The sequence below is a fragment of the Plasticicumulans lactativorans genome, assembly GCF_004341245.1.
Taxonomy (GTDB): domain Bacteria; phylum Pseudomonadota; class Gammaproteobacteria; order Competibacterales; family Competibacteraceae; genus Plasticicumulans_A; species Plasticicumulans_A lactativorans.
Window position 1 is genome coordinate 42,615 of the sequence record NZ_SLWY01000011.1, and the last position, 20,364, is coordinate 62,978.

General features: G+C 71.1%; 15 protein-coding genes. 6 read left to right on the forward strand and 9 right to left on the reverse strand.

What is annotated here, in order from left to right:
• Positions 1 to 64: 64 nt before the first annotated feature.
• From EV699_RS10825 to EV699_RS10850, 6 genes are all read right to left on the reverse strand, one after another.
• Positions 65 to 1,057 carry an acrylyl-CoA reductase family protein gene (locus tag EV699_RS10825; protein WP_132542551.1) on the reverse strand — a complete coding sequence of 331 codons (993 nt, stop codon included), beginning with the start codon at positions 1,055 to 1,057 and terminating at the stop codon, positions 65 to 67.
• A gap of 104 nt (positions 1,058 to 1,161) precedes the next feature.
• Positions 1,162 to 1,947 carry an enoyl-CoA hydratase-related protein gene (locus EV699_RS10830; RefSeq protein ID WP_132542553.1) on the reverse strand — a complete coding sequence of 262 codons (786 nt, stop codon included), beginning with the start codon at positions 1,945 to 1,947 and terminating at the stop codon, positions 1,162 to 1,164.
• Between the two features lie 10 nt (positions 1,948 to 1,957).
• A complete protein-coding gene (locus tag EV699_RS10835) occupies positions 1,958 to 2,812 on the reverse strand; it encodes a 3-hydroxybutyryl-CoA dehydrogenase (protein WP_132542555.1) in 855 nt (284 codons plus the stop codon).
• 126 nt (positions 2,813 to 2,938) lie between these two features.
• A complete protein-coding gene (gene icmF, locus EV699_RS10840) occupies positions 2,939 to 6,205 on the reverse strand; it encodes a fused isobutyryl-CoA mutase/GTPase IcmF (RefSeq protein WP_132542557.1) in 3,267 nt (1,088 codons plus the stop codon).
• Positions 6,206 to 6,330: 125 nt separating this feature from the next.
• Complete coding sequence (locus EV699_RS10845) at positions 6,331 to 8,019, reverse strand: AMP-binding protein (protein WP_132542559.1); 1,689 nt, start codon at positions 8,017 to 8,019, stop codon at positions 6,331 to 6,333.
• Between the two features lie 98 nt (positions 8,020 to 8,117).
• Positions 8,118 to 8,948, reverse strand: a complete 831-nt coding sequence (locus tag EV699_RS10850) for a class I SAM-dependent methyltransferase (RefSeq protein ID WP_132542561.1) — start codon at positions 8,946 to 8,948, stop codon at positions 8,118 to 8,120.
• A 74-nt stretch (positions 8,949 to 9,022) separates the two neighbouring features.
• Here EV699_RS10850 and EV699_RS10855 point away from each other — a divergent pair, with 74 nt between their 5' ends.
• Positions 9,023 to 9,880 (forward strand): helical backbone metal receptor, encoded by an 858-nt coding sequence (locus tag EV699_RS10855; protein ID WP_132542563.1) that lies wholly within the window; start codon positions 9,023 to 9,025, stop codon positions 9,878 to 9,880.
• Here the strand turns inward: EV699_RS10855 and EV699_RS10860 are convergent.
• Together EV699_RS10860 and EV699_RS10865 are read right to left on the reverse strand one after the other, a co-directional pair.
• Positions 9,873 to 11,672, reverse strand: coding sequence for a PHA/PHB synthase family protein (locus EV699_RS10860; RefSeq protein ID WP_132542565.1), 1,800 nt, complete (start codon positions 11,670 to 11,672; stop codon positions 9,873 to 9,875). The two genes, EV699_RS10855 and EV699_RS10860, sit on opposite strands and share 8 nt — an antisense overlap.
• 235 nt (positions 11,673 to 11,907) lie before the next feature.
• The gene (locus EV699_RS10865) at positions 11,908 to 12,177 is read right to left on the reverse strand and encodes a hypothetical protein (RefSeq protein WP_132542567.1); all 270 of its coding nucleotides are present in this window, start codon (positions 12,175 to 12,177) and stop codon (positions 11,908 to 11,910) included.
• A gap of 253 nt (positions 12,178 to 12,430) precedes the next feature.
• Here EV699_RS10865 and EV699_RS10870 point away from each other — a divergent pair, with 253 nt between their 5' ends.
• The 5 genes from EV699_RS10870 (at position 12,431) to EV699_RS10890 (ending at position 17,240) form a co-directional block, all read left to right on the forward strand.
• The gene (locus tag EV699_RS10870; protein WP_243662633.1) at positions 12,431 to 12,871 is read left to right on the forward strand and encodes a MerR family transcriptional regulator; all 441 of its coding nucleotides are present in this window, start codon (positions 12,431 to 12,433) and stop codon (positions 12,869 to 12,871) included.
• A 246-nt stretch (positions 12,872 to 13,117) separates the two neighbouring features.
• Positions 13,118 to 14,302 carry an acetyl-CoA C-acyltransferase gene (locus EV699_RS10875; protein WP_132542569.1) on the forward strand — a complete coding sequence of 395 codons (1,185 nt, stop codon included), beginning with the start codon at positions 13,118 to 13,120 and terminating at the stop codon, positions 14,300 to 14,302.
• Positions 14,303 to 14,411: 109 nt separating this feature from the next.
• On the forward strand, positions 14,412 to 15,545 hold the full coding sequence (locus EV699_RS10880; protein WP_132542571.1) for an acyl-CoA dehydrogenase family protein: 1,134 nt from the start codon (positions 14,412 to 14,414) through the stop codon (positions 15,543 to 15,545).
• 169 nt (positions 15,546 to 15,714) lie between these two features.
• Positions 15,715 to 16,350, forward strand: a complete 636-nt coding sequence (locus tag EV699_RS10885; protein WP_132542573.1) for a response regulator transcription factor — start codon at positions 15,715 to 15,717, stop codon at positions 16,348 to 16,350.
• 17 nt (positions 16,351 to 16,367) lie between these two features.
• Positions 16,368 to 17,240, forward strand: coding sequence for an ATP-binding protein (locus EV699_RS10890; RefSeq protein ID WP_132542575.1), 873 nt, complete (start codon positions 16,368 to 16,370; stop codon positions 17,238 to 17,240).
• On the opposite strand, the gene EV699_RS19940 is transcribed toward EV699_RS10890, so the two are convergent.
• On the reverse strand, positions 17,219 to 20,317 hold the full coding sequence (locus EV699_RS19940; RefSeq protein ID WP_165904098.1) for a mechanosensitive ion channel domain-containing protein: 3,099 nt from the start codon (positions 20,315 to 20,317) through the stop codon (positions 17,219 to 17,221). The genes EV699_RS10890 and EV699_RS19940 overlap by 22 nt on opposite strands.
• Positions 20,318 to 20,364: the final 47 nt, after the last annotated feature.

A 20,364-nucleotide genomic window follows, 5' to 3' on the forward strand; every position in this document is an offset into this window, starting at 1 on the left:
GTCGTCCTCCTCCAACGGCGTGGGTGGCTGCGCGGGCGCGGTACCTGCCGCGCCCGTCGTCGTGTCAGGCGCCGATGCGCACCAGCTTGCGGCCGGTGACGCCGGCGCTGAGGTAGGCGGCGAACGCATCGGGCAGCTCGGCGAGCGCGACCTCGCCGCTGACGATGCGATCGAGATGCCGGGGCGCGAGGTCCGCGCCCAGCCGCTGCCACACGCGCGCACGGATCGGCGCCGGGCAGTAGGTGGAATTGATGCCGAGCAGGTTCACCCCGCGCAGGATGAACGGCATCACCGTGGTGACGAGCGCAGGCCCCGCGGCAAGCCCGATCGAGGCGATGCTGCCGAAGGGCTGCACGGTGCGCGTCATGTACGTCAGCACCTCGCCGCCGAGGTTGTCGACGCAGGCGGCCCAGCGCGCCGTCTCCAGCGGCCGGCTGCCGAGGTCGAGCTCGTCGCGCCACAGCACCCGCGCGGCCCCGAGCGCGGCGAGGTAGTCGGCCTCGGCGCGCTTGCCGGAGAGCGCGACGACCTCGTAGCCGCGCCCGGCGAGCATGTCGATGGCGAGGCTGCCGACGCCGCCGGTGGCGCCGCTCACCAGCACCGGCCCCTGGCCGGGGGCGAGCCCCAGGTGCTCCAGCTGGTGGATGCCGAGTGCGGCGGTGAAGCCCGCGGTGCCGATCGCCATCGCCTCGCGCAGGCCGAGGCCCGCCGGCAGCGGCACGACCCAGTCGCCCGGCACGCGCACGTACTCGGCGTAGCCGCCGTCGTGCACCTCGCCGAGCCCGCAGCCGACCACCAGCACGGCGTCGCCGTCGCGAAAGCGCGGGTCGGTCGACTGCGCGACGTGGCCGGCGACGTCGATGCCGCCGACCAGCGGGAAGCGCTTCTGGATCCTGCCGGCGCCGGTCGCCGCGAGGGCGTCCTTGAAGTTGATGTCGGACCAGGCGGCGCGGATGACGACGTCGCCGGGGCCGAGCTCGTCGAGCGTCAGCGTGTCGAGACGCGACACGACCCTGCCGTCGATCTGGTGCGCGCGATAGGCGCTGAATGCGGCCATGGTTCCCCTCCTCCGCTGCGGTACGGGCCGCGGTCGGGGCGAGGCCCCGCCGCCACTCTCGTCGTGTCGTTCGGCCCGGCGCCGCCGCCGGCGCGGGCCGGCGTTCAGCGCCCGCGGAAGACCGGCGGGCGCTTCTCGATGAAGGCGTGCATGCCCTCCTTCTGGTCTTCGGTCGACCATGCCAGGCCGAAGATCTGGGCCTCGAAGCGGCAGCCGCTGTCGAGGTCGAGCTCACCGCCGCTGCGCACCGCCTCCTTGGACAGGCGCACCGCGAGCGGCGCCTTGCCGGCGATCGTGCGCGCCAGCGCCAGCGCCTCCTCGGCGAGGCGCTCGGGCGCGTACACGTGATTGGCGAGCCCGATCGCCGCCGCCTCGGCGGCGCGCACCTGGCGCCCGGTGCACACCAGTTCGAGCGCGCGCGCGCGGCCGATGCGCCGCGGCAGGCGCTGCGTACCGCCGAACCCCGGAGTGGCGCCGATCGACACCTCGGGCAGCCCGAACACCGCCCGCTCCGAGGCGATGATCCAGTCGCAGGCGAGCGCGAGTTCGAGCCCGCCGCCGAGCGCGTAGCCGTTGACGACCGCGATCACCGGCACCGGCAGGTCGGCGATCGCCGCGAACGCCGCGTGCGCGCGGCTGCCGAACGCGCGGATGCCGAGCGGCGTCAGGTCGACGATCTCCTTGATGTCGGCGCCGGCGACGAAGGCCTTGTCGCCGGCGCCGGTCACCAGCAGCACGCGCGCGCCGGGCGCCGCGCCCACCGCCAGCACCGCGGCATGCAGTTCGGCGACCGTGGCGGCGTTGAGCGCGTTGAGCGCGTGCGGACGGTTCAGCGTCAGCCGCCAGATGCCGGCCTCGGGCTCTTCGAGCAGCAGGTTGTCGTAGCTCATGCGCCGCCGCTCAGCTGCCGTAGACGTAGAAGCCGCGGCCGCTCTTGCGCCCCAGCCAGCCGGCGTCGACCATCTGCCTGAGCAGCGGGCAGGGGCGGTACTTGGAGTCGGCGAAGCCCGTGTGCAGCACCTCCATGATCGACAGGCAGGTGTCGAGCCCGATCAGGTCGGCGAGCGCGAGCGGCCCCATCGGGTGGTTCATGCCGAGCTTCATCACCGTGTCGATGGCCTCGGGCGTGCCCACGCCTTCGTAGAGGCAGAACACCGCCTCGTTGATCATCGGCATCAGCACGCGGTTGGAGACGAAGCCGAAAGCATCGCGCACCTCGACCGGGGTCTTGCCGAGCGCGCGCGCCAGCGCCTCGGTCGCCGCGTACACGGCATCGGCGGTCTGCAGCGCGCGGATGATCTCCACCAGCTGCATCACCGGCACCGGGTTCATGAAGTGCATGCCGATGACGTGGTCGGCGCGCCCGGTGGCGCCGGCGATGCGGGTGATCGAGATCGACGAGGTGTTGCTCGCGAGGATCGCGCCGGGCTTCGCGACGGCGTCGAGCTCGCGGAAGATCGCGAGCTTCAGCGCCTCGTTCTCGGTCGCCGCCTCGATGATCACGTCGCAGTCGGCGAGCGCCGCGAGCGCGGTGCTCGTTTCGATGCGCGCGCGCGCGGCGGCCTGCTCCTCGTGGCTCAGCCGGCCCTTCGCCGCGAGCCGCGCGAGGCTCTGCTCGATCGTCGCGAGACCGCGCGCCAGCGCGGCCTCGGCGACGTCGCGCATCACCACGGCGTAGCCCGCCATCGCGCACACCTGCGCGATGCCGTTACCCATCTGCCCGGCGCCGACGACGCCGATCCTGCTGATCTGCATGGTGTTCTCCCGATGTTGCCGGCGGCGCCGCGCGCCTGCCGCGGGCCCGGCGTGCGACCGCACCCGCGCCGCGCGCCGCAGCACCCGGCGCGCTCAAGCGTAGGCGAAGCCGCGCGCCGCGCGTCCTCACATGTTGCGCCGGTACTTGCCGCCGACGTCGAACAGCGCCTCGGTGATCTGGCCGAGCGAGCAGTAGCGCACCGCCTCCACCAGCACCGCGAAGATGTTGCGGTTGTCGATCGCCGCCTGCTTCAGGCGCCCGATCAGCGCCTCGGCCTCGCCGCGGTGGCGCAGCTGGAAGTCGCGCAGGCGCGTGAGCTGCGACTGCTTCTCCTCGTCGGTCGAGCGCGCCAGCTCGATGATGACGTTCTCGGCATCGCCCCTGGGGTTGCGGAAGGTGTTGACGCCGATGATCGGCAGCGAGCCGTCGTGCTTCATGGTCTCGTAGAGCAGCGACTCCTCCTGGATCTTGCCGCGCTGGTAGCCGGTCTCCATCGCCCCGAGCACGCCGCCGCGCTCGGCGATGCGCTCGAACTCCTTGAGCACGGCCTCCTCCACCAGGTCGGTCAGCTCGTCGATGATGAAGCTGCCCTGGTTGGGGTTCTCGTTCTTCGCCAGCCCCCACTCGCGGTTGATGATCATCTGGATCGCCATCGCCCGGCGCACCGATTCCTCGGTCGGCGTGGTCACCGCCTCGTCGTAGGCGTTGGTGTGCAGCGAGTTGCAGTTGTCGTAGATCGCGATCAGCGCCTGCAGCGTGGTGCGGATGTCGTTGAACGCCATCTCCTGCGCGTGCAGCGAACGCCCCGAGGTCTGCACGTGGTACTTGAGCTTCTGGCTGCGCTCGTTGGCGCCGTACTTGAAGCGCATCGCCGTGGCCCAGATGCGCCGCGCGACGCGGCCGAGCACCGTGTACTCGGGGTCCATGCCGTTCGAGAAGAAGAAGCTCAGGTTCGGCGCGAAGTCGTCGATGTGCATGCCGCGCGCGAGGTAGGTCTCGACGTAGGTGAAACCGTTGGCGAGCGTGAAGGCGAGCTGGCTGATCGGGTTCGCGCCGGCCTCGGCGATGTGGTAGCCGCTGATGCTGACCGAGTAGAAATTGCGCACCCGGTTCTGGACGAAGTACTCCTGGATGTCCGCCATCATCTTCAGCGCGAACTCGGTCGAGAAGATGCAGGTGTTCTGGCCCTGGTCCTCCTTGAGGATGTCGGCCTGCACGGTGCCGCGGACGTTCTCGAGCACCCAGGGGCGGATCTTGGCGATCTCGTCGTCGGTCGGGTCACGGCCGTTGTCGCGGGCGAACTTGTCGATCTGCTGGTCGATCGCGGTGTTCAGGAACATCGCCAGGATGGTCGGCGCCGGGCCGTTGATGGTCATGCTGACGCTGGTGCTCGGCGAGCACAGGTCGAAGCCCGAGTACAGCACCTTCATGTCGTCGAGCGTGGCGATCGACACGCCCGAGTTGCCGACCTTGCCGTAGATGTCCGGACGCTCGTCGGGGTCGCAGCCGTACAGCGTCACCGAATCGAAGGCGGTCGACAGGCGCGTCGCCGGCTGCCCCTTCGACAGGTAGTGGAAGCGTTTGTTGGTGCGGAAGGCGTCGCCCTCGCCCGCGAACATGCGGGTCGGGTCCTCGCCCTCGCGCTTGAAGGCGAACACCCCGGCGGTGTACGGGAAGCTGCCGGGCAGGTTCTCCTTCAGCAGGAAGGTGAGCAGCTCGCCGTGGTCGGTGAAGCGCGGCAGCGCCACCTTGGGGATGCGGGTGCCCGACAGCGACTTGGTGGTCAGCGCGTAGCGGATCTCCTTGTCGCGGATCTTCACCACGTACTCGTCGCCCGAGTAGCTCTCGACCACCGCCGGCCACTGGTCGACCAGCTTGCGCGCGCGCGGATCGATGCGCTCCTCGACCTTCGCCAGCAGCGCCGCGAGCGTCGCGGTGTCGCCGCCCTCCTTCGCCACCAGCGCCTGCACCGCCTGCAGCTGCTGGCGGCTGCGCACCAGCGCCGCCTGCTCGCGGATCGCCTTGTGGTAGCCGCGCACGGCATCGGCGATCTCGGCGAGGTAGCGGTTGCGCGCCGCCGGCACGATCACCGTCCTGCCGGTCGAGGCGTGCGTCGCCACCGGCGCGAGCGCGCTCGTGCCGACCTTGAGCCCCTTCACCTGCAGCAGGCCGAGCAGGTTGTGGTACAGCGCGCTCACGCCGTCGTCGTTGAAGCGCGAGGCGATGGTGCCGAACACCGGCATCTCGTCGACCGGCGTGGTGAAGGCCTCGCGGTTGCGCTGCATCTGCTTGCGCACGTCGCGCAGCGCGTCCTCGCCGCCCTTGCGGTCGAACTTGTTGATCGCCACCACGTCGGCGAAGTCGAGCATGTCGATCTTCTCCAGCTGGCTCGCGGCGCCGAATTCGGGCGTCATCACGTACAGCGAGACGTCGCTGAAGGGCACGATGCCGGCCCCGCCCTGGCCGATGCCGGGGGTTTCGATCACCACCAGGTCGAAGCCCGCGACCTTGCACGCGGCGATCACGTCGCCGAGGTTCTCGGGCACCTCGGCGCCGCCGGCGCGGGTCGACAGCGAGCGCACGTAGAGGTGCGGGTGGTCGACCGCGTTCATGCGGATGCGGTCGCCGAGCAGCGCACCGCCGCTCTTCCGCCGCGACGGGTCGGCGGCGATGATCGCGATCTTCAGCCGGTCGCTCTGGTCGAGCCGGAAGCGCCGGATCAACTCGTCGGTGAGCGAGGACTTGCCGGCACCGCCGGTGCCGGTGATGCCGAGCACCGGCACCGTGCGCGTGCCGGCCTCGGCGACGATGGCCTCGCGCAGCGCCGGGTCGAGGCCGCCGCTCTCGAGCGCGGTGACCAGCCGCGCGAGGTCGCGGTGGCTGCCGGCGCGCAGGCCGTCGAGGGTCTTCGGCGCGTGCGCCGCGAGGTCCTCGTCGCAGGTCTCGACCATCCAGCGGATCATCCCGGCCAGCCCCATCGTCTGGCCGTCCTCCGGCGAGAAGATGCGGGTGACGCCGTACGCGTGCAACTCCTTGATCTCGGAGGGCACGATCACCCCGCCGCCGCCGCCGAACACGCGGATGTTCTCGCCGCCGCGGCTCTTCAGCAGGTCGATCATGTACTTGAAGTACTCGACGTGGCCGCCCTGGTAGGAGCTGACGGCGATGCCCTGCACGTCCTCGGCGAGCGCCGCGGTGACGACCTCGTCCACCGAGCGGTTGTGGCCCAGGTGGATCACCTCGGCGCCCTGCGACTGCAGGATGCGCCGCATGATGTTGATCGAGGCGTCATGGCCGTCGAACAGGCTCGCCGCGGTGACGAAGCGGACCTTGTTGTGCGGCTTGTAGGCGTTCTTCGCCGGCGCCTTGGCCGGTTGCGCGACTGCGGACATCGGGATGTGCGCTCCCATGGTGGTCTTGATGGATCGCGACGGACCACCCGGTGGGGTGCGGGCGCCGCGTTTCGGTATGGCACGTGCACCCCGGGGCCGCCTTTTGGCGCGCCCCGCGGCACGGCTCACTTCAGTTCGGGGAAGTCGTCTTCCCAGAACTCCAGCGGGCGGCGCGCATCTTTTGGATCGCGCGCCTCCTCGAGCTTGCGCAGCTCCACGCGGCGGATCTTGCCGGAGATGGTCTTCGGCAGATCCGCGAATTCCAGCCGGCGCACGCGCTTGTACGGCGCGAGGTGTTCGCGCAGGAAGGCGAAGATCGACGCCGCCAGCGCACGGCTCGGCTCGTAACCCTGGCGCAGGATCACGAAGGCCTTCGGCACCGCCAGGCGCAGCGCATCGGGGCTCGGCACCACGGCGGCCTCGGCCACCGCCGCATGCTCGATCAGCACGCTCTCCAGCTCGAACGGGCTGATGCGGTAGTCGGACGCCTTGAACACGTCGTCGGCCCGGCCGACGTAGGTAAGGTAGCCGTCGGCATCACGACTCGCGACGTCGCCGCAGCGGTAATGACCGTCGCGCATCACCGCGGCGGTCTTCCCGGCATCGCCGCGGTAGCCGGCCATTAGCCCCAGGGGCCGCGGGTCGAGCGCGAGCGCGATCTCGCCTTCCGCCGCCGGCCGGCCGTCGGGATCAAGCAGCTCCACCCGGTAGCCGGGCAGCGGCCGCCCCATCGAGCCCGCCTTGAGCGGCTGCCCCGGCGGATTGCCGATCTGCGCGGTGGTCTCGGTCTGGCCGTAGCCGTCGCGCAGGGTGATGCCCCAGGCGCGCTGCACGCGTTCGATGACTTCGGGGTTCAGCGGCTCGCCGGCCCCGACCAGTTCGCGCAGCCGCACCGGATAGGCCGCCAGGTCCTCCTGGATCAGCATGCGCCACACCGTCGGCGGCGCGCACAGCGTGGTGACCCCGTAGCGCACCACGGCGTCGAGCACGCGCCTGGCGTCGAAGCGCGCGTAGCTGTACACGAACACCGTCGCGCCGGCGTTCCAGGGCGCGAACACGTTGCTCCAGGCGTGCTTGGCCCAGCCGGGCGAGCTGATGTTCCAGTGCACGTCGCCCGGCTGCAGGCCGATCCAGTACATCGTCGACAGGTGGCCGACCGGGTAGCTCGCGTGGGTGTGCTCGACGAGCTTGGGCTTGGAGGTCGTGCCCGAGGTGAAGTACAGCAGCAGCGGATCGCTCGCGCGGGTCGCGCCGTCGGCCACGAACTGCGCCGGCGCGGCGTAAGCCTGCTCGAACGCCACCCAGCCGGCGGGCGCGCCGCCGACGGCGATGCGCGAGTAGTCGCCGCCGAGGGTGTCGAACTTCGCCACGTCGGCGGCGCTGGTCACCACGTGACGCACCCCGCCGCGCTCGAAGCGATCGGCGAGGTCTTCGGGCGTCAGCAGGGTGGTCGCCGGGATCATCACCGCGCCGAGCTTGATCGCCGCGAGCATGGTTTCCCACAGCGGCACGACGTTGCCGAGCATGATCAGCACCCGGTCGCCGCGCTGCACGCCCTGCGCACGCAGGAAGTTCGCCACGCGGTTCGAGCGCGCCGACAGCTCGGCGAAGCTGAGCTTCTCCTCGCTGCCGTCGTCGGCCACCACCCACAGCGCCGGCGCGGCGTTGTCGCGCGCCATCACGTCGAAGTGATCGAGCGCCCAGTTGAAGGTATCGAGTTGGGGCCAGCGGAAGCCGGCGTAGGCCGTGGCGTAGTCCTCGCGGTGTGCGAGCAGGAAATCCCGCGCCCGGATGAATGCGTCGCTGGACGACATCGGCCCCTCCTCATCTTGGTTTCGCAATGGCGCCGGACGATATATTACGTTTACGTCAACGTCAATTTACCTGCGACATCTCCCCTACGCCTTCGTCGCTAAACGAAGCGGGCGCACCCCATCAGGCAAGCGGCGCGCCGTTCGACCAGGCTCGCCTGCGCATTGGCGAGCGCGAGCAATGACTCCGGTCCCGGCAGCACCGGGTTGTCGGCGACGGGTTGCGCGCGCAGCGCGGCGAGCTGCCGCGCATAGGCGGCGGCCATCGCGGCGGAGACGTCGACGATGGCGAGCTGCGTGAAGCCGGCGACCTGCAGCGCGTGCTCCAGCGCGTCGCGGGTGTCGAGGTAACTCAGGCTGCCGTCGGCCGGTGCCCATGGCGCCGGGTAGTACGGTGCACCGGCCGGCCCGAGCACCCACTCGTGGAAGCCGAGCCAGCCGCCGGGCTTCAGCACCCGCGCCGCTTCCCGCCACAGTTGCCCGGCCGCGGGGATGTGCTGGGCGAGGTGCTGTACCCAGACGCCGTCGACGCTGGCCGCCGGCAGCGGCGTTGCCGTCGCGTCGCCGACGAGGTGCCGGATACGCGCCTGCAGCCCCACGCGCGCGGTGAGTGCCGCGCCGGCGACGACCAACTGCGGGGTGAGGTCCAGGCACAGCACCTCGCAGCCGAGTTCGCCGGCCAGCCAGCGCGCCGCGCCGCCGAGCCCGCCGCCGAGATCGAGCACGCGCTCGCCGGTGTGTACGCCGACGAGCGCAGCGAGTTCGCGCACCGCGGCGAGTCCGCCGGCATGGATCTGGTCGTAGCGCGCCACGTCGCGGTAGTCGGGGTGCGCGATGCCGGCGGCCGCGAGGCGGGCCTCGATCCAGCCCAGCGGATCGCCCCGGCTCCAGTGGCGCGCGATGGCGGCGTTCAGGTCGGTGGTGTCGGACATGGCGGTGCTCGCAGCGGAAAGCTGCGCGCAGGGGTATGCTCGATTGACGTAAACGTCAACCCTCGCCGCCCGCCATGCCCACGCTCCCGCCGCTCGCCCCGCACCGCCCCGTCGACGCACTCGGACGCCCGATCCCGCCGGCCGCTGCCGGCGCCCGCATCGCCTGCCTGGTGCCGAGCATCACCGAACTGCTGTTCGCGCTCGGCCTCGGTACCCAGGTGGTGGCGCGCACCCACTACTGCGTGCACCCGGCCGAGGCGGTCGCGGCGGTACCCGCGGTGGGCGGGACGAAGAAGATCAAGCACCGGGCGCTGCGGGCGCTCGCCCCCACCCACGTCATCGTCAACATCGACGAGAACCCGCGCGAGATGGCCGAGGCACTGGCGGAATACGTGTCGCAGGTGATCGTCACCCACCCGCTCGGTCCGCACGACAACCTCGCGCTGTATCGGCTGCTCGGCGCCGTGTTCGGGCGGCAGGACGAAGCCGAGCGGCTCTGCGGCGCGCTCACGGCCGGGTTCGGGCGCCTCGCGGCCCGCGCCTGGCCGCCGCGCCGCGTGCTGTACCTGATCTGGCGCGAGCCGTGGATGAGCGTGAGCCGCGACACCTACATCGCGCGCACGCTCGCGCTGGTGAACTGGCAGACCTGGGTCGCGCCGACGAACATGCGCTACCCGAGTCTGGACCTCAGCGCGGAGGTGCTGGCCGCGGTCGACACGGTGCTGCTGAGCTCCGAGCCCTACCGCTTCACCGCGGCCGACACCGCGAGCCTCGCCGCCGAGCATGCCCTCGACCCCGCGCGGGTGCGGTTGATCGACGCCGAAATGGTGTCGTGGTACGGCAGCCGGGCGATCGCGGGACTCGATTATCTGGAGGCGTTCGCCGCGGCCGGCCGAACGCCCGCGCGCGGTCGCCTCAGTCGCCTCACGTGATGCGCCGCTTGACGTAACTGCCGGGGGCATCCTCGAGCGCCGGCAGCGCGCCGTCGCCGGGCTCGCGCGCCGGCACGCGCTCGGCGTCGTGCGCCTCGACCCACTGGCTCCAGTCGTCCCACCACGACCCCGGCGTCTGCACGGCGTCGGCGAGCCAGGCACCGCTGTCGGCGGGCAGCACCGGATTGGTCCAGTAGCCGTACTTGCGCGCCACCGGCGGGTTGATCACCCCGGCGATGTGCCCGGAGCCGCCGAGCACGAACTTGACCGGCCCGCCGAACAGCGGTGCGCCCAGGTAGGTCGACTTCCACGGCGCGATGTGATCCTCGATCGTCGACAGGAAGTACACCGGGACGGTGACCCGGCCGAGATCGATCGGACGACCGGCGATGTTCAGCCCCCCGGGCTCGCGCAGCAGGTTCTTCTGGTACATGTTGCGCAGGTAGAAGCTGTGCATCTTCGCCGGCATGCGCGTGGAGTCGCTGTTCCAGTACAGCAGGTCGAACGGGAACGGGTCCTTGCCCAGCAGGTAATTGTTGACCGCGAACGACCAGATCAGGTCATTCGCCCGCAGCATGTTGAAGGTCGTCGCCATCTCGGCGCCATCGAGGTAGCCGGCGCGTTCCATGCGCTTCTCGATCGACGACAACTGCACGTCGTCGAGGAACACCTCGAGCTCGCCGGGTTCGCTGAAGTCGATCATCGTCGTGAAGAAGGTCGCCGAGGCGATGCGCTCGTCGCCGGCCGCGCCCAGCCAGCCGAGCGTCGCCGCCAGCAGCGTGCCGCCCAGGCAGTAGCCGACGGCGTTGACGCGACGCTCGCCGGTGGCGAGCTCGATCGCGTCGAGCGCGGCGAGCGTGCCCTCGGCGAGGTAGTCGTCGAAGCCGCGCTGCGCGTACTCCGCCGACGGATTCACCCAGGAGATCACGAACACCGTGTGGCCCTGCTGCACCGCCCAGCGGATGAAGGAATTCCGCTCGCGCAGGTCGAGGATGTAGAACTTGTTGATCCACGGCGGCACGATCAAGAGCGGCCGCCGCCACGCGGTCTTGCCGTGCGGCGCGTACTGGATCAGCTGCATCATCGCGTTCTGGAACACGACCTTGCCAGGGGTCACGGCGACGTTGACGCCGAGTTCGAACGCATCGGGGTCGGTCATGCGGATCGCCAGACGCCCCCCGCCGCCGCGCTCCAGATCCACCAGCAGGTTGCGCAGTCCCTTCAGCAGGCTCTCGCCACCGGTGCGGTAGATCTCGCGCAGGGCCTCGGGGTTGGTCAGCGCGAAGTTGGTCGGCGCCAGCGCGTCGATGAACTGCCGCGTGTAGAACTCCACCTTGCGCGCCGTGCGCTCGTCGAGGCCATCGACGCCGGCGACCGTCTGCTGCAGCCAGCGCGCACCGAGCAGGTAGGACTGCTTGATGAAGTCGAACAGCACGTGCTCGTTCCAGGCCTCGTCCTTGAAGCGCCGGTCGCCCTGGCTGGGCGCGATCACCGGCACCGAGCGCAGCCCCAGCGCGCCGGTACAGGTGCTGGTCCACAGCTCCAGGGCGTCACGCCACAGGCTCAGGTGGTTCTCGGCGAGGCGGAACGGGTCGAGCATCAGCTTGCCCGACATCTCCAGGAACGCCTGGCCGATGCCGAGCTCGTCGCTGTAGGCGACCGCCTGGCCGTCGAGCCGGCGCTGCAGCAGGCTGTTCATCAGGCGGTTGCTGGTATCGGTGATCTCCCGCAGCGTCTCGGCGATGACGAGCGGATCGGGAAGCGAAACCGGAGGGTTCGTTTCGGCGGACATGGGCAACCCTCATGCATGCGAAGCCGTTCGCGGCTCCGGCGGATTCTGCGCAAGCCCTCCCTGGTGTTCCGTGACTGCCTCTACGCTAGCGAGCACCTTTTCGCCTTGCAACCGTACGCACACATGTACGCTGAAAGACTGCACCCCGGCCTGCGCTGACGACTGCGATGGTCGGCCCCGAAAGCGTCTGGCGAATGTCGCGTGCATTGCACCGCGCACCTCGCCGTGCAAGGCCTCAGTCGGCCCGGCGATCGGGGTGGTTGTCCATGAAGTGCTTGAGCACGAGCTTCAGGTGCAGGCAGCGCGCGCGGTCGCCGGCCGCCTCGGCGGCGTGGATGTCGTCGAGCAGGATGCGGCGGATCCGCAGCACGCCGTCCTCGCAGTTCAGCAGGTAGTTGCCGAGCTCGGCGGCGACGATCTCGGGGACGTGTTCGTGCTCCGCCACCGCCTCGATCTCCTCGGGGGTGAGTTCGCACATGCCGATACAGTCTTCGTAGGACAACATGGTTTTTACCCTCCTCCGCGTGCATGGCGGATCGCCGCCCGGCGCAGGGCCGGGCGTTTTCGCCCGCCGGGTCGGTTTCCGGACGGCGCCGTGAAACACGCTGGAAACACTAGCACCCGCAGATGTCCCCGCCTGCCCGCGCCGACCGGCCGCGCCCCGCCGCGCACCGGTGCCGCGGCAGGTCGGGAGTGTTGACGTTTACGTCAATCGCTTTACCTTGTCTGCGGGCGGAGGGCCCGCGCGGAGAACGAGCTTGAACAGCAGCATCCGGCCACCGGAAACCGTCACCTACTCCATCAGCGACCTGGCCAGGGAGTTCGACGTGACCACGCGCGCGATCCGCTTCTACGAGGATCAGGGCCTGCTGAACCCGCGCCGCGAGGGCCGCAGGCGCATCTACAACAAGCGCGACCGCACCCGGCTCAAGCTCATCCTGCGCGGCAAGCGCCTCGGCATGACGCTTGGTGAAACACGCGAACTCTTCGAACTGTTCGACAGTTCGCGCGGCGAGGAGATGCGGTTGCGGCAGTTCCTGCGCATCCTCGACGACCGCCGCGCGATCCTCGAGCAGCAGCAGCGCGACATCGAAGCCGTGCTGCACGAGATCGACAGCGCCAAGGCCGAATGCGAACGCCTGCTCGACGCCAAGCCCCCCGAATCCGCCCGCAGCGCGGAACACGCCAAGGCGCCGTAGCAGGCGCCGTGCGGTCGGCTCCGAACAGGGCGTCGCCATGCGGCATTGAAGGCGGTATCGGTGAGCAACATTGACGTTTACGTAAACGTAATATAACGTTTTTCATACCGTGCCCGGCTTGCGGTCTATAACGCCACCACGTCCGTCGTGGCGCTGCCGCCGCTGCCGGGCCGATCCCGATGATCATCCGGCGGCAAGCGTCGCGGCCGCCGATAATCCACGCGCCCCGTGCGCAGGAGAGGACACATGAGCAACGATCCCGTCGTCATCGTCGGCATGGCCCGCACGGCCATGGGCGGCTTCCAGGGCATGTTCGCGAGCCAGAGCGCACCGCAGCTCGGCGCGGCGGCGATCCGCGCGGCGGTCGAGCGCGCCGGCGTGGCGCCGGCGGACATCCAGGAGGTGTACATGGGCTGCGTGCTGCCCGCCGGCGTCGGCCAGGCGCCGGCGCGCCAGGCCGCGCTCGGCGGCGGGCTCGACCTCGGCACGCCCTGCACCACGGTCAGCAAGGTCTGCGGCTCGGGCATGAAGGCGATCATGCTCGCACACGACGGCCTGCTCGCCGGCACCAACAGCGTCGTGCTCGCCGGCGGCATGGAGAGCATGAGCAACGCCCCCTACCTGCTGCCCAAGGCGCGCGCCGGCTATCGCCTGGGCCACGGGCAGACGCTCGACCACATGTTCTTCGACGGCCTCGAGGACGCCTATGACAAGGGCCGGCTGATGGGCACCTTCGCCGAGGAGTGCGCCGACAGCTACGGCTTCACCCGCGCCGCGCAGGACGCCTACGCGATCGAGTCGCTGCGTCGCGCCAGGGCCGCGATCGAGGGCGGCCGCTTCAAGGGCGAGATCGTCGGCGTGCCGGTCAGGGGCCGGGATGGCGAGGTGCTGCTCGACACCGACGAGCAGCCGCTGTCGGCGCGCCCGGACAAGATCCCGAGCCTCAAGCCCGCCTTCCGCAAGGACGGCACCGTGACCCCGGCCAATTCCAGCTCGATCTCCGACGGTGCCGCCGCGCTGGTGCTGATGCGCGCCTCCGAGGCGGCGCGCCGCGGCCTCGTGCCGCTCGCGCGCATCGTCGGCCATGCCAGCCACGCGCAGAAGCCGGGCCTGTTCACCACCGCGCCGGTCGGGGCGATGCAGAAGCTGCTCGACAAGGCCGGCTGGTCGGTCGCCGACGTCGACCTGTGGGAGATCAACGAGGCCTTCGCCGTGGTGACGATGGCGGCGATGCAGGACCTCGACCTCGACCACGCCAAGGTCAACGTCCACGGCGGCGCCTGCGCGCTCGGCCACCCGATCGGCGCGAGCGGCGCGCGCATCGTCGTCACCCTGCTCGCCGCGCTCGCCCAGTACGGCAAGCGCCGCGGCGTGGCCTCGCTCTGCATCGGCGGCGGCGAGGCCACGGCGCTCGCGGTGGAGCGGCTCTGAGCGCGCCCCGCCCCCCGCGCCGCCGGCGCGGGGGAAACGCCCGACACGGCATCCGGCCCCTGTCCGCCCCGGCACAGGGCCCCTCGACCCCGCCACCGGTAACCCGCCCATGATCCTCACCGAAGAGCAGGAAATGATCCGCGACGCGGTGCGCGCCTACGCCCAGGAGCGCATCGCGCCGTTCGCCGCCGACTGGGACCGCCACGCCACGTTTCCACGTGAGGCCCTGCTCGGGCTCGCCGAGCTCGGCGTCATGGGCATGACCACCCCCGAGGCCTACGGCGGCACCGATGCCGGCTACGTCGCCTTCGCGCTCGCGCTGGAGGAGATCGCCGCCGCCGACGGCGCCACCAGCACCATCGTCAGCGTGCACAACTCGGTCGGCATCGGCCCGATCCTGAAGTTCGGCAGCGACGCGCAGCGCGCGCACTACCTGCCGCGCATGACCAGCGGCGAGTGGCTCGGCGTGTTCGCGCTCACCGAGCCGCACGTCGGCTCCGACGCCGGCGCCATCCGCACCCGCGCGCTGCGCGACGGCGAGCACTACGTGCTGAACGGCACCAAGCAGTTCATCACCTCGGGCCGGAACGGGCAGGTCGCGATCGTGTTCGCGATCACCGACCCCACCGCCGGCAAGAAGGGCATCAGCGCCTTCGTCGTGCCCACCGACACCCCCGGCTACGTGGTCGCGCGCATCGAGGACAAGCTCGGCCAGCACGCCTCCGACACCGCGCAGATCGTGTTCGAGGACTGCCGCGTGCCGGTGGCGAACCGCCTCGGCGCCGAGGGCGACGGCTACCGCATCGCGCTCGCCAACCTCGAAAGCGGGCGCATCGGCATCGCCGCACAGTGCGTGGGCATGGCGCGCGCCGCCTTCGCCGCCGCGCTCGCCTACGCCCACGAGCGCGAGAGCTTCGGCCGGCCGATCTTCGAGCACCAGGCGGTCAACTTCCGCCTCGCCGACATGGCCACCGAGCTCGAGGCCGCGCACCAGCTCGTGCTGCACGCGGCGAGCCTGAAGGACGCCGGGCGCCCGTGCCTGAAGGAAGCCAGCATGGCCAAGCTGTTCGCCTCGGAGATGGCCGAGCGCGTCTGCTCGGCGGCGATCCAGGTCCACGGCGGCTACGGCTACCTCGCCGACTTCCCGGTCGAGCGCATCTACCGCGACGTGCGCGTGTGCCAGATCTACGAAGGCACCAGCGACGTGCAGCGCATCGTCATCGGCCGCGCGCTGGCCGGCTGACGGCGCCCGGCCGCCCGCACGCGCCGCCGACGGGTCGCGGCGCGGCGCAGGCGGCCCCCGTCGCCGCGTGACGCGGCGATCGGCACGCCGGCGGCGCGGGTGGCTAAACTGGCGGGCGTCCGCCCCGCCGGCTGCGCGGGGCATCCCTCCACCACCACCGGGATAGCCGATGACCACCGCCTCCATCGTCCACGTCGTCGACGACGATCCGGCCCTGCGTGATTCGCTGAAATGGCTGCTCGAATCCGTCGGCCTGACCGCGCACGTGCACGCCAATGCCCAGGAGTTCCTCGCCGGCTGGCAGGACCCCGGCGTTCCCGCCTGCCTGCTGCTCGACGTGCGCATGCCGGGCATGGGCGGGCTGCAGGCGCAGAGCCGGCTGCCGAGCTTCGGGGTGGCGATCCCGGTGATCATCATCACCGGCCACGGCGACGTGCCGATGGCGGTGTCGGCGATGAAGGCCGGGGCGGTCGACTTCATCGAGAAGCCCTTCAACGACCAGTTGCTGCTCGACTGCGTGCACAACGCGCTCGCCCGCGACCGCGCACGGCGCGAGGCGCTCGACCACGCGCACGTGCTCGCCGAGCGCTACGCCTCGCTGACGCCGCGCGAGCGCGAGGTGATGGCGCTGGTGGTGCGGGGCGAACCGAACAAGGACATCGCCGAGGCGCTCGCCGTCAGCCGCAAGACGGTCGAGGTGCACCGCGCCAAGGTGATGGACAAGATGCAGGCCGAATCGCTGTCGGATCTGATCCGCATGGCGATGAGCGTCGGCCTGCTCGACGTGCGCGAACCCCACGCCTGACGCCAGCGAGCCCGCCCATGGAACGTTTCGAACTGCTTGCCGACCGCGCCGAGCGCCTGCTCGAGCGCCTGGAGAACCTGCTGCCACCGACCGTCGCAGCTCCCGACTGGGAGGCCAGCATCGCCTTCCGCTGGCGCAAGCGCGGCGGCCGCGGCTGGCTCGCGCCGGTGCGCCACCCGCACCGCCTGCGCCTGCAGGACCTGCAGCGGGTGGACCGGCAGAAGGCCGAGCTCGACCGCAACCTGCGCCAGTTCGTCGCCGCCCGGCCGGCCAACCACGCGCTGCTGTGGGGCTCGCGCGGCACCGGCAAGAGCTCGCTGGTGAAGGCGCTGCTGAACGCCTACGCGGCGCAGGGCCTGCGCCTGATCGAGGTCGAGCGCCACGACCTGATCGACCTGCCGGACATCGTCGAGCTGGTCGAGGACCGCCCCGAGCGCTTCCTGGTGTTCTGCGACGACCTCAGCTTCGACGCCGACGACGGCAGCTACAAGGCGCTGAAGGCGGTGCTCGACGGCTCGGTGGCCGCGCCGTCGGAGAACGTGCTGATCTGCGCGACCTCGAACCGGCGCCACCTGCTGCCCGAGTACATGAGCGAGAACCGCGACGCGCGCATGGTCGAGGGCGAGCTGCACCACGGCGAGGCGGTGGAGGAGAAGATCTCGCTGTCGGAGCGCTTCGGCATCTGGCTGTCGTTCCACCCCTTCACCCAGGACGACTACCTCGCGGTGGTCGCCTACTGGCTTGGCGAACTCGGCGCACCGGCCGACCTCGACGAAGCGACGCGGGCGCTGGCGCTGCGCTGGGCGCTGACGCGCGGTTCGCGCAGCGGGCGCGTCGCCTACCAGTTCGCCCGCGACCACGTCGGCCGTCAGGGGCTCGACGGCGGCTGAGTCGGCGGCGCGGCCGCCGGGAAGCCTTCGGGCCAGGCGCGGATGTAGAGGTCGCGCTGCGGGTAGGGCATCGCGATGCCGGCCTTGCGGAAGCTCTCCCAGACGCCGAGGTTGACCTCGGAGCGCACCACCAGGATGTTGTGGCGGTTGACGTCGACGTAGTACTGCGCGCGGTAGCGCACGCCGGTGACGCCGTAGTCCCACACCAGCGCGAGCGGCGCGGGGTTGATCTGCACCGCCGGGTGCTGGCCGATCACGCGGGCGATCAGGTCGACCACGCGCTGCGGCTCGAAGTCGTAGGCGGCGCCGAAGTACAGCACCTGGCGGATGATGTTGTCGCTGTGGGTCCAGTTGGTGAAGGCGTTACTGATCACCTCGGAGTTGGGGATGATCACCTCCATGTTGTCGAAGGTCTTCAGCGTCAGCGAGCGGATGCCGATGCGCACGATCTCGCCCTCGTCCTCGCCGATCTTCACCGTGTCGCCGCTGCGCAGCGGACGCTCGATCAGCAGCAGCACGCCGCTGATGAAGTTGTTGGCGATGGCCTGCAGGCCGAAGCCGATACCGACACCGACCGCGCCGGCGAACACCGCGAGCGTGGTCAGGTCGACGCCGATCACGCGCAGCGCCACCAGCACGCCGATCAGCACCGCCAGGTACTGCGTGAACACCGCCAGGCTGTTGCGCACCCCCGAGTCGCCCACGCCCGACAGCACCCAGCGGTAGGTGACCGCGCGCAGCAGCCGCCCGCCCCAGAACATCATCAGCGCCGCCAGCACCGTCACGCCGAGGCTGTACGGGCTCAGCGCGAGTTCGCCGAACTGGGCGAAGGGCTTGCGCAGCAGCTCGAACACCCCGTCGACCAGCGCCGATTCGCCGCCGCGCCCGAGCGAGTACAGCGGCAGCCATGCGGCAGCGACGAAGGCGAGCACGCGCGCGATGTGGTGCAGCGGGTCGAGCAGCTCGTGGGTCCAGCCGCGACCGTAACCGGAGCCCTTGATGAAGTGCTCGGCCGCCGCCTCGAACACGTCGTCGAGCAGGCCGAGCACGACGATCAGCAGCGCCAGCACCACGATCAGCACCATCAGCTGGCGCGCCACCTCCCACGCCAGGTTGATGTAGCCGGCGAGCCCGAGCAGCGCGGCGGTGAGCAGCGCCAGCGGCAGCAGCAGCGTGATCAGCTTGAGCACGACGAACCAGGTGCGCCGCGCCTGCTGCATCGGCTCCAGGGCGTCGAGCAGGTAGCGGCGCACCCGCAGCGCCGCCGGGAAGGTCGCCGCCAGGTAGAGCATGAACACCTGGTCGGCGAGGTCGACGAGCTGGTCGGGCAGCGCCACCAGCCGGGCGATGATCGCCAGCGCGCCGCAGGCCGCGCCCGCCACCACCACCACCGCGATCAGGCGGTACAGCGTGCGCCGGCGCGTCCCGGCGCCGGGGCGCGCGACCAGCAGCAGCCAGGTGAGCGTGAGCGGCAGCTTCACCGCCACCCACAGCAGCACCAGCGTCACCAGGATGCCGAAGCTCGGCTGTGGCGTGGCGCTGCCCCACAGCGCCAGCACGATCATCGCCGACAGGCTCGCGCCAACCACGTTGCGCTTGAGCAGTTGCTGCAGCACCCGCAGCACGCGGTCGGTGTAGCGCCGGCCGGCGTCGGCCTCGCCGTCGTCCGGGCCGCGCCGCTCGATCGCGCGGCCGAGCGCGCGGCGCAGGTGCAGCGCCAGGCGCAGCAGCAGCCCCTGCCCGACCAGCAGGCCGAGCCACAGCAGCGGATCGGCCGCGCGCAGGCTGTTCCACGCGGTTTCGAGGCTCAGCCGCACCTGGTAGGTGAGGAAGGTCGGCGTGGTCGCCAGCCGCTCGCCGATCTGCTGCCAGGCATCCGCGGTCACCGGCAAGGGCCGGCGGCTCAGCAGGTCGTGGCGCAGCGACTCGCGGTAGGCGGCATCGAGCTTGTCGCGCATCGTCTCGGCGTTGCCGAGCACCTCGCGCATGCGCTGCACGCGCTCGGCGAGCTGCCCGCCGATGTCGCTCAGCAGGCGCCGTTCGCGCTCCGCGCCCTGGCGCTCGGCGTCGCTGGCGACGGCCCGGCGCTCGATCACCGCCTTCTGCTGGGCGTACAGCTCGACCTTGCGTTCGAGCACCTCGGCGGTGGCGCGCAGCGTGGTGATCATCGCCCGCGCGGTGTCGAGCGCCGAGCTGAACTCGCGCAGCGCCGGGCGCGGCGAGGCGTTCGGCAGGCGGCCGATGCGCTCGAGGTCGAGGCCGATGCGCAGCAGGCGCACGTCGACCTCGGCGAGCTTGGCGCGCTCGATCGACACCTGGCGCTCGAGGTCGAGCACGCGCCGCTCGGCGTCGCTCAGGCGGTCGCCCTCGCGCTCGAGCTGCGCGGCGAGGGTCGCCGCGCGCTCCGAGGCGGCCTGCGCCGCGCGCTGCAGCTCGGCCTCGCGGTCGGCCTGTGCCTCGCGGCGGCTGCGGTCCTCCTGCTGGCGGAAGGCCTGCTCCAGGCGCGTCTGCCACTGTTCGAGCAGCGCCACGCGCTGCGTCAGCAGCTCGGTCTGCACCCGCACCTGTTCGAGGTGCTTCTGCTCCAGGGCGAGCTCGTCGCGGCGCTGGCCGAGGTCGCGGGTGGCGAGTTCGAGCTGGGCGCCGGCGGCGTCGCCCTGCAGCGTCGGCGACGTCGGGCTCCTCAGCAGCTGCACGCGCGCCTCCAGGTCGCGCACGGTCTGCGTCAGCGTGCGGACGCGCTGCTCGGTGTTGGTGGCGTCCACGCGCAGGTCTTCGAGGCGCAGCAGCGCGGCCTTGGTATCGACACGCGCCTGTTCGACCGCGTCCTCGGTGACGCTGTCGGGGGTCAGCGCGGCGATGCGCCGCGGCACCTCGGCCGCCAGCGCCGCCAGCTCCTGGCGCACGCGCTCGACCACCGCGGCCTCCTCGGCCAGGGCCTGGCTGCGCGTGGCGGTCTGTTCGGCGGCCTTCGACGGGTCGATCGGCGCGGTGGTGGCGGGCGCCACGTCGTCGAGCGCCGCGTGCGCCGGCAGCAGCACGAACAGCAGGATCAGGGTCGACAGCAGGTGAGACATGGCGGAACCGTACGGCGGCAGGCAGTCCGCGAGGGAAGCCGAGCCGG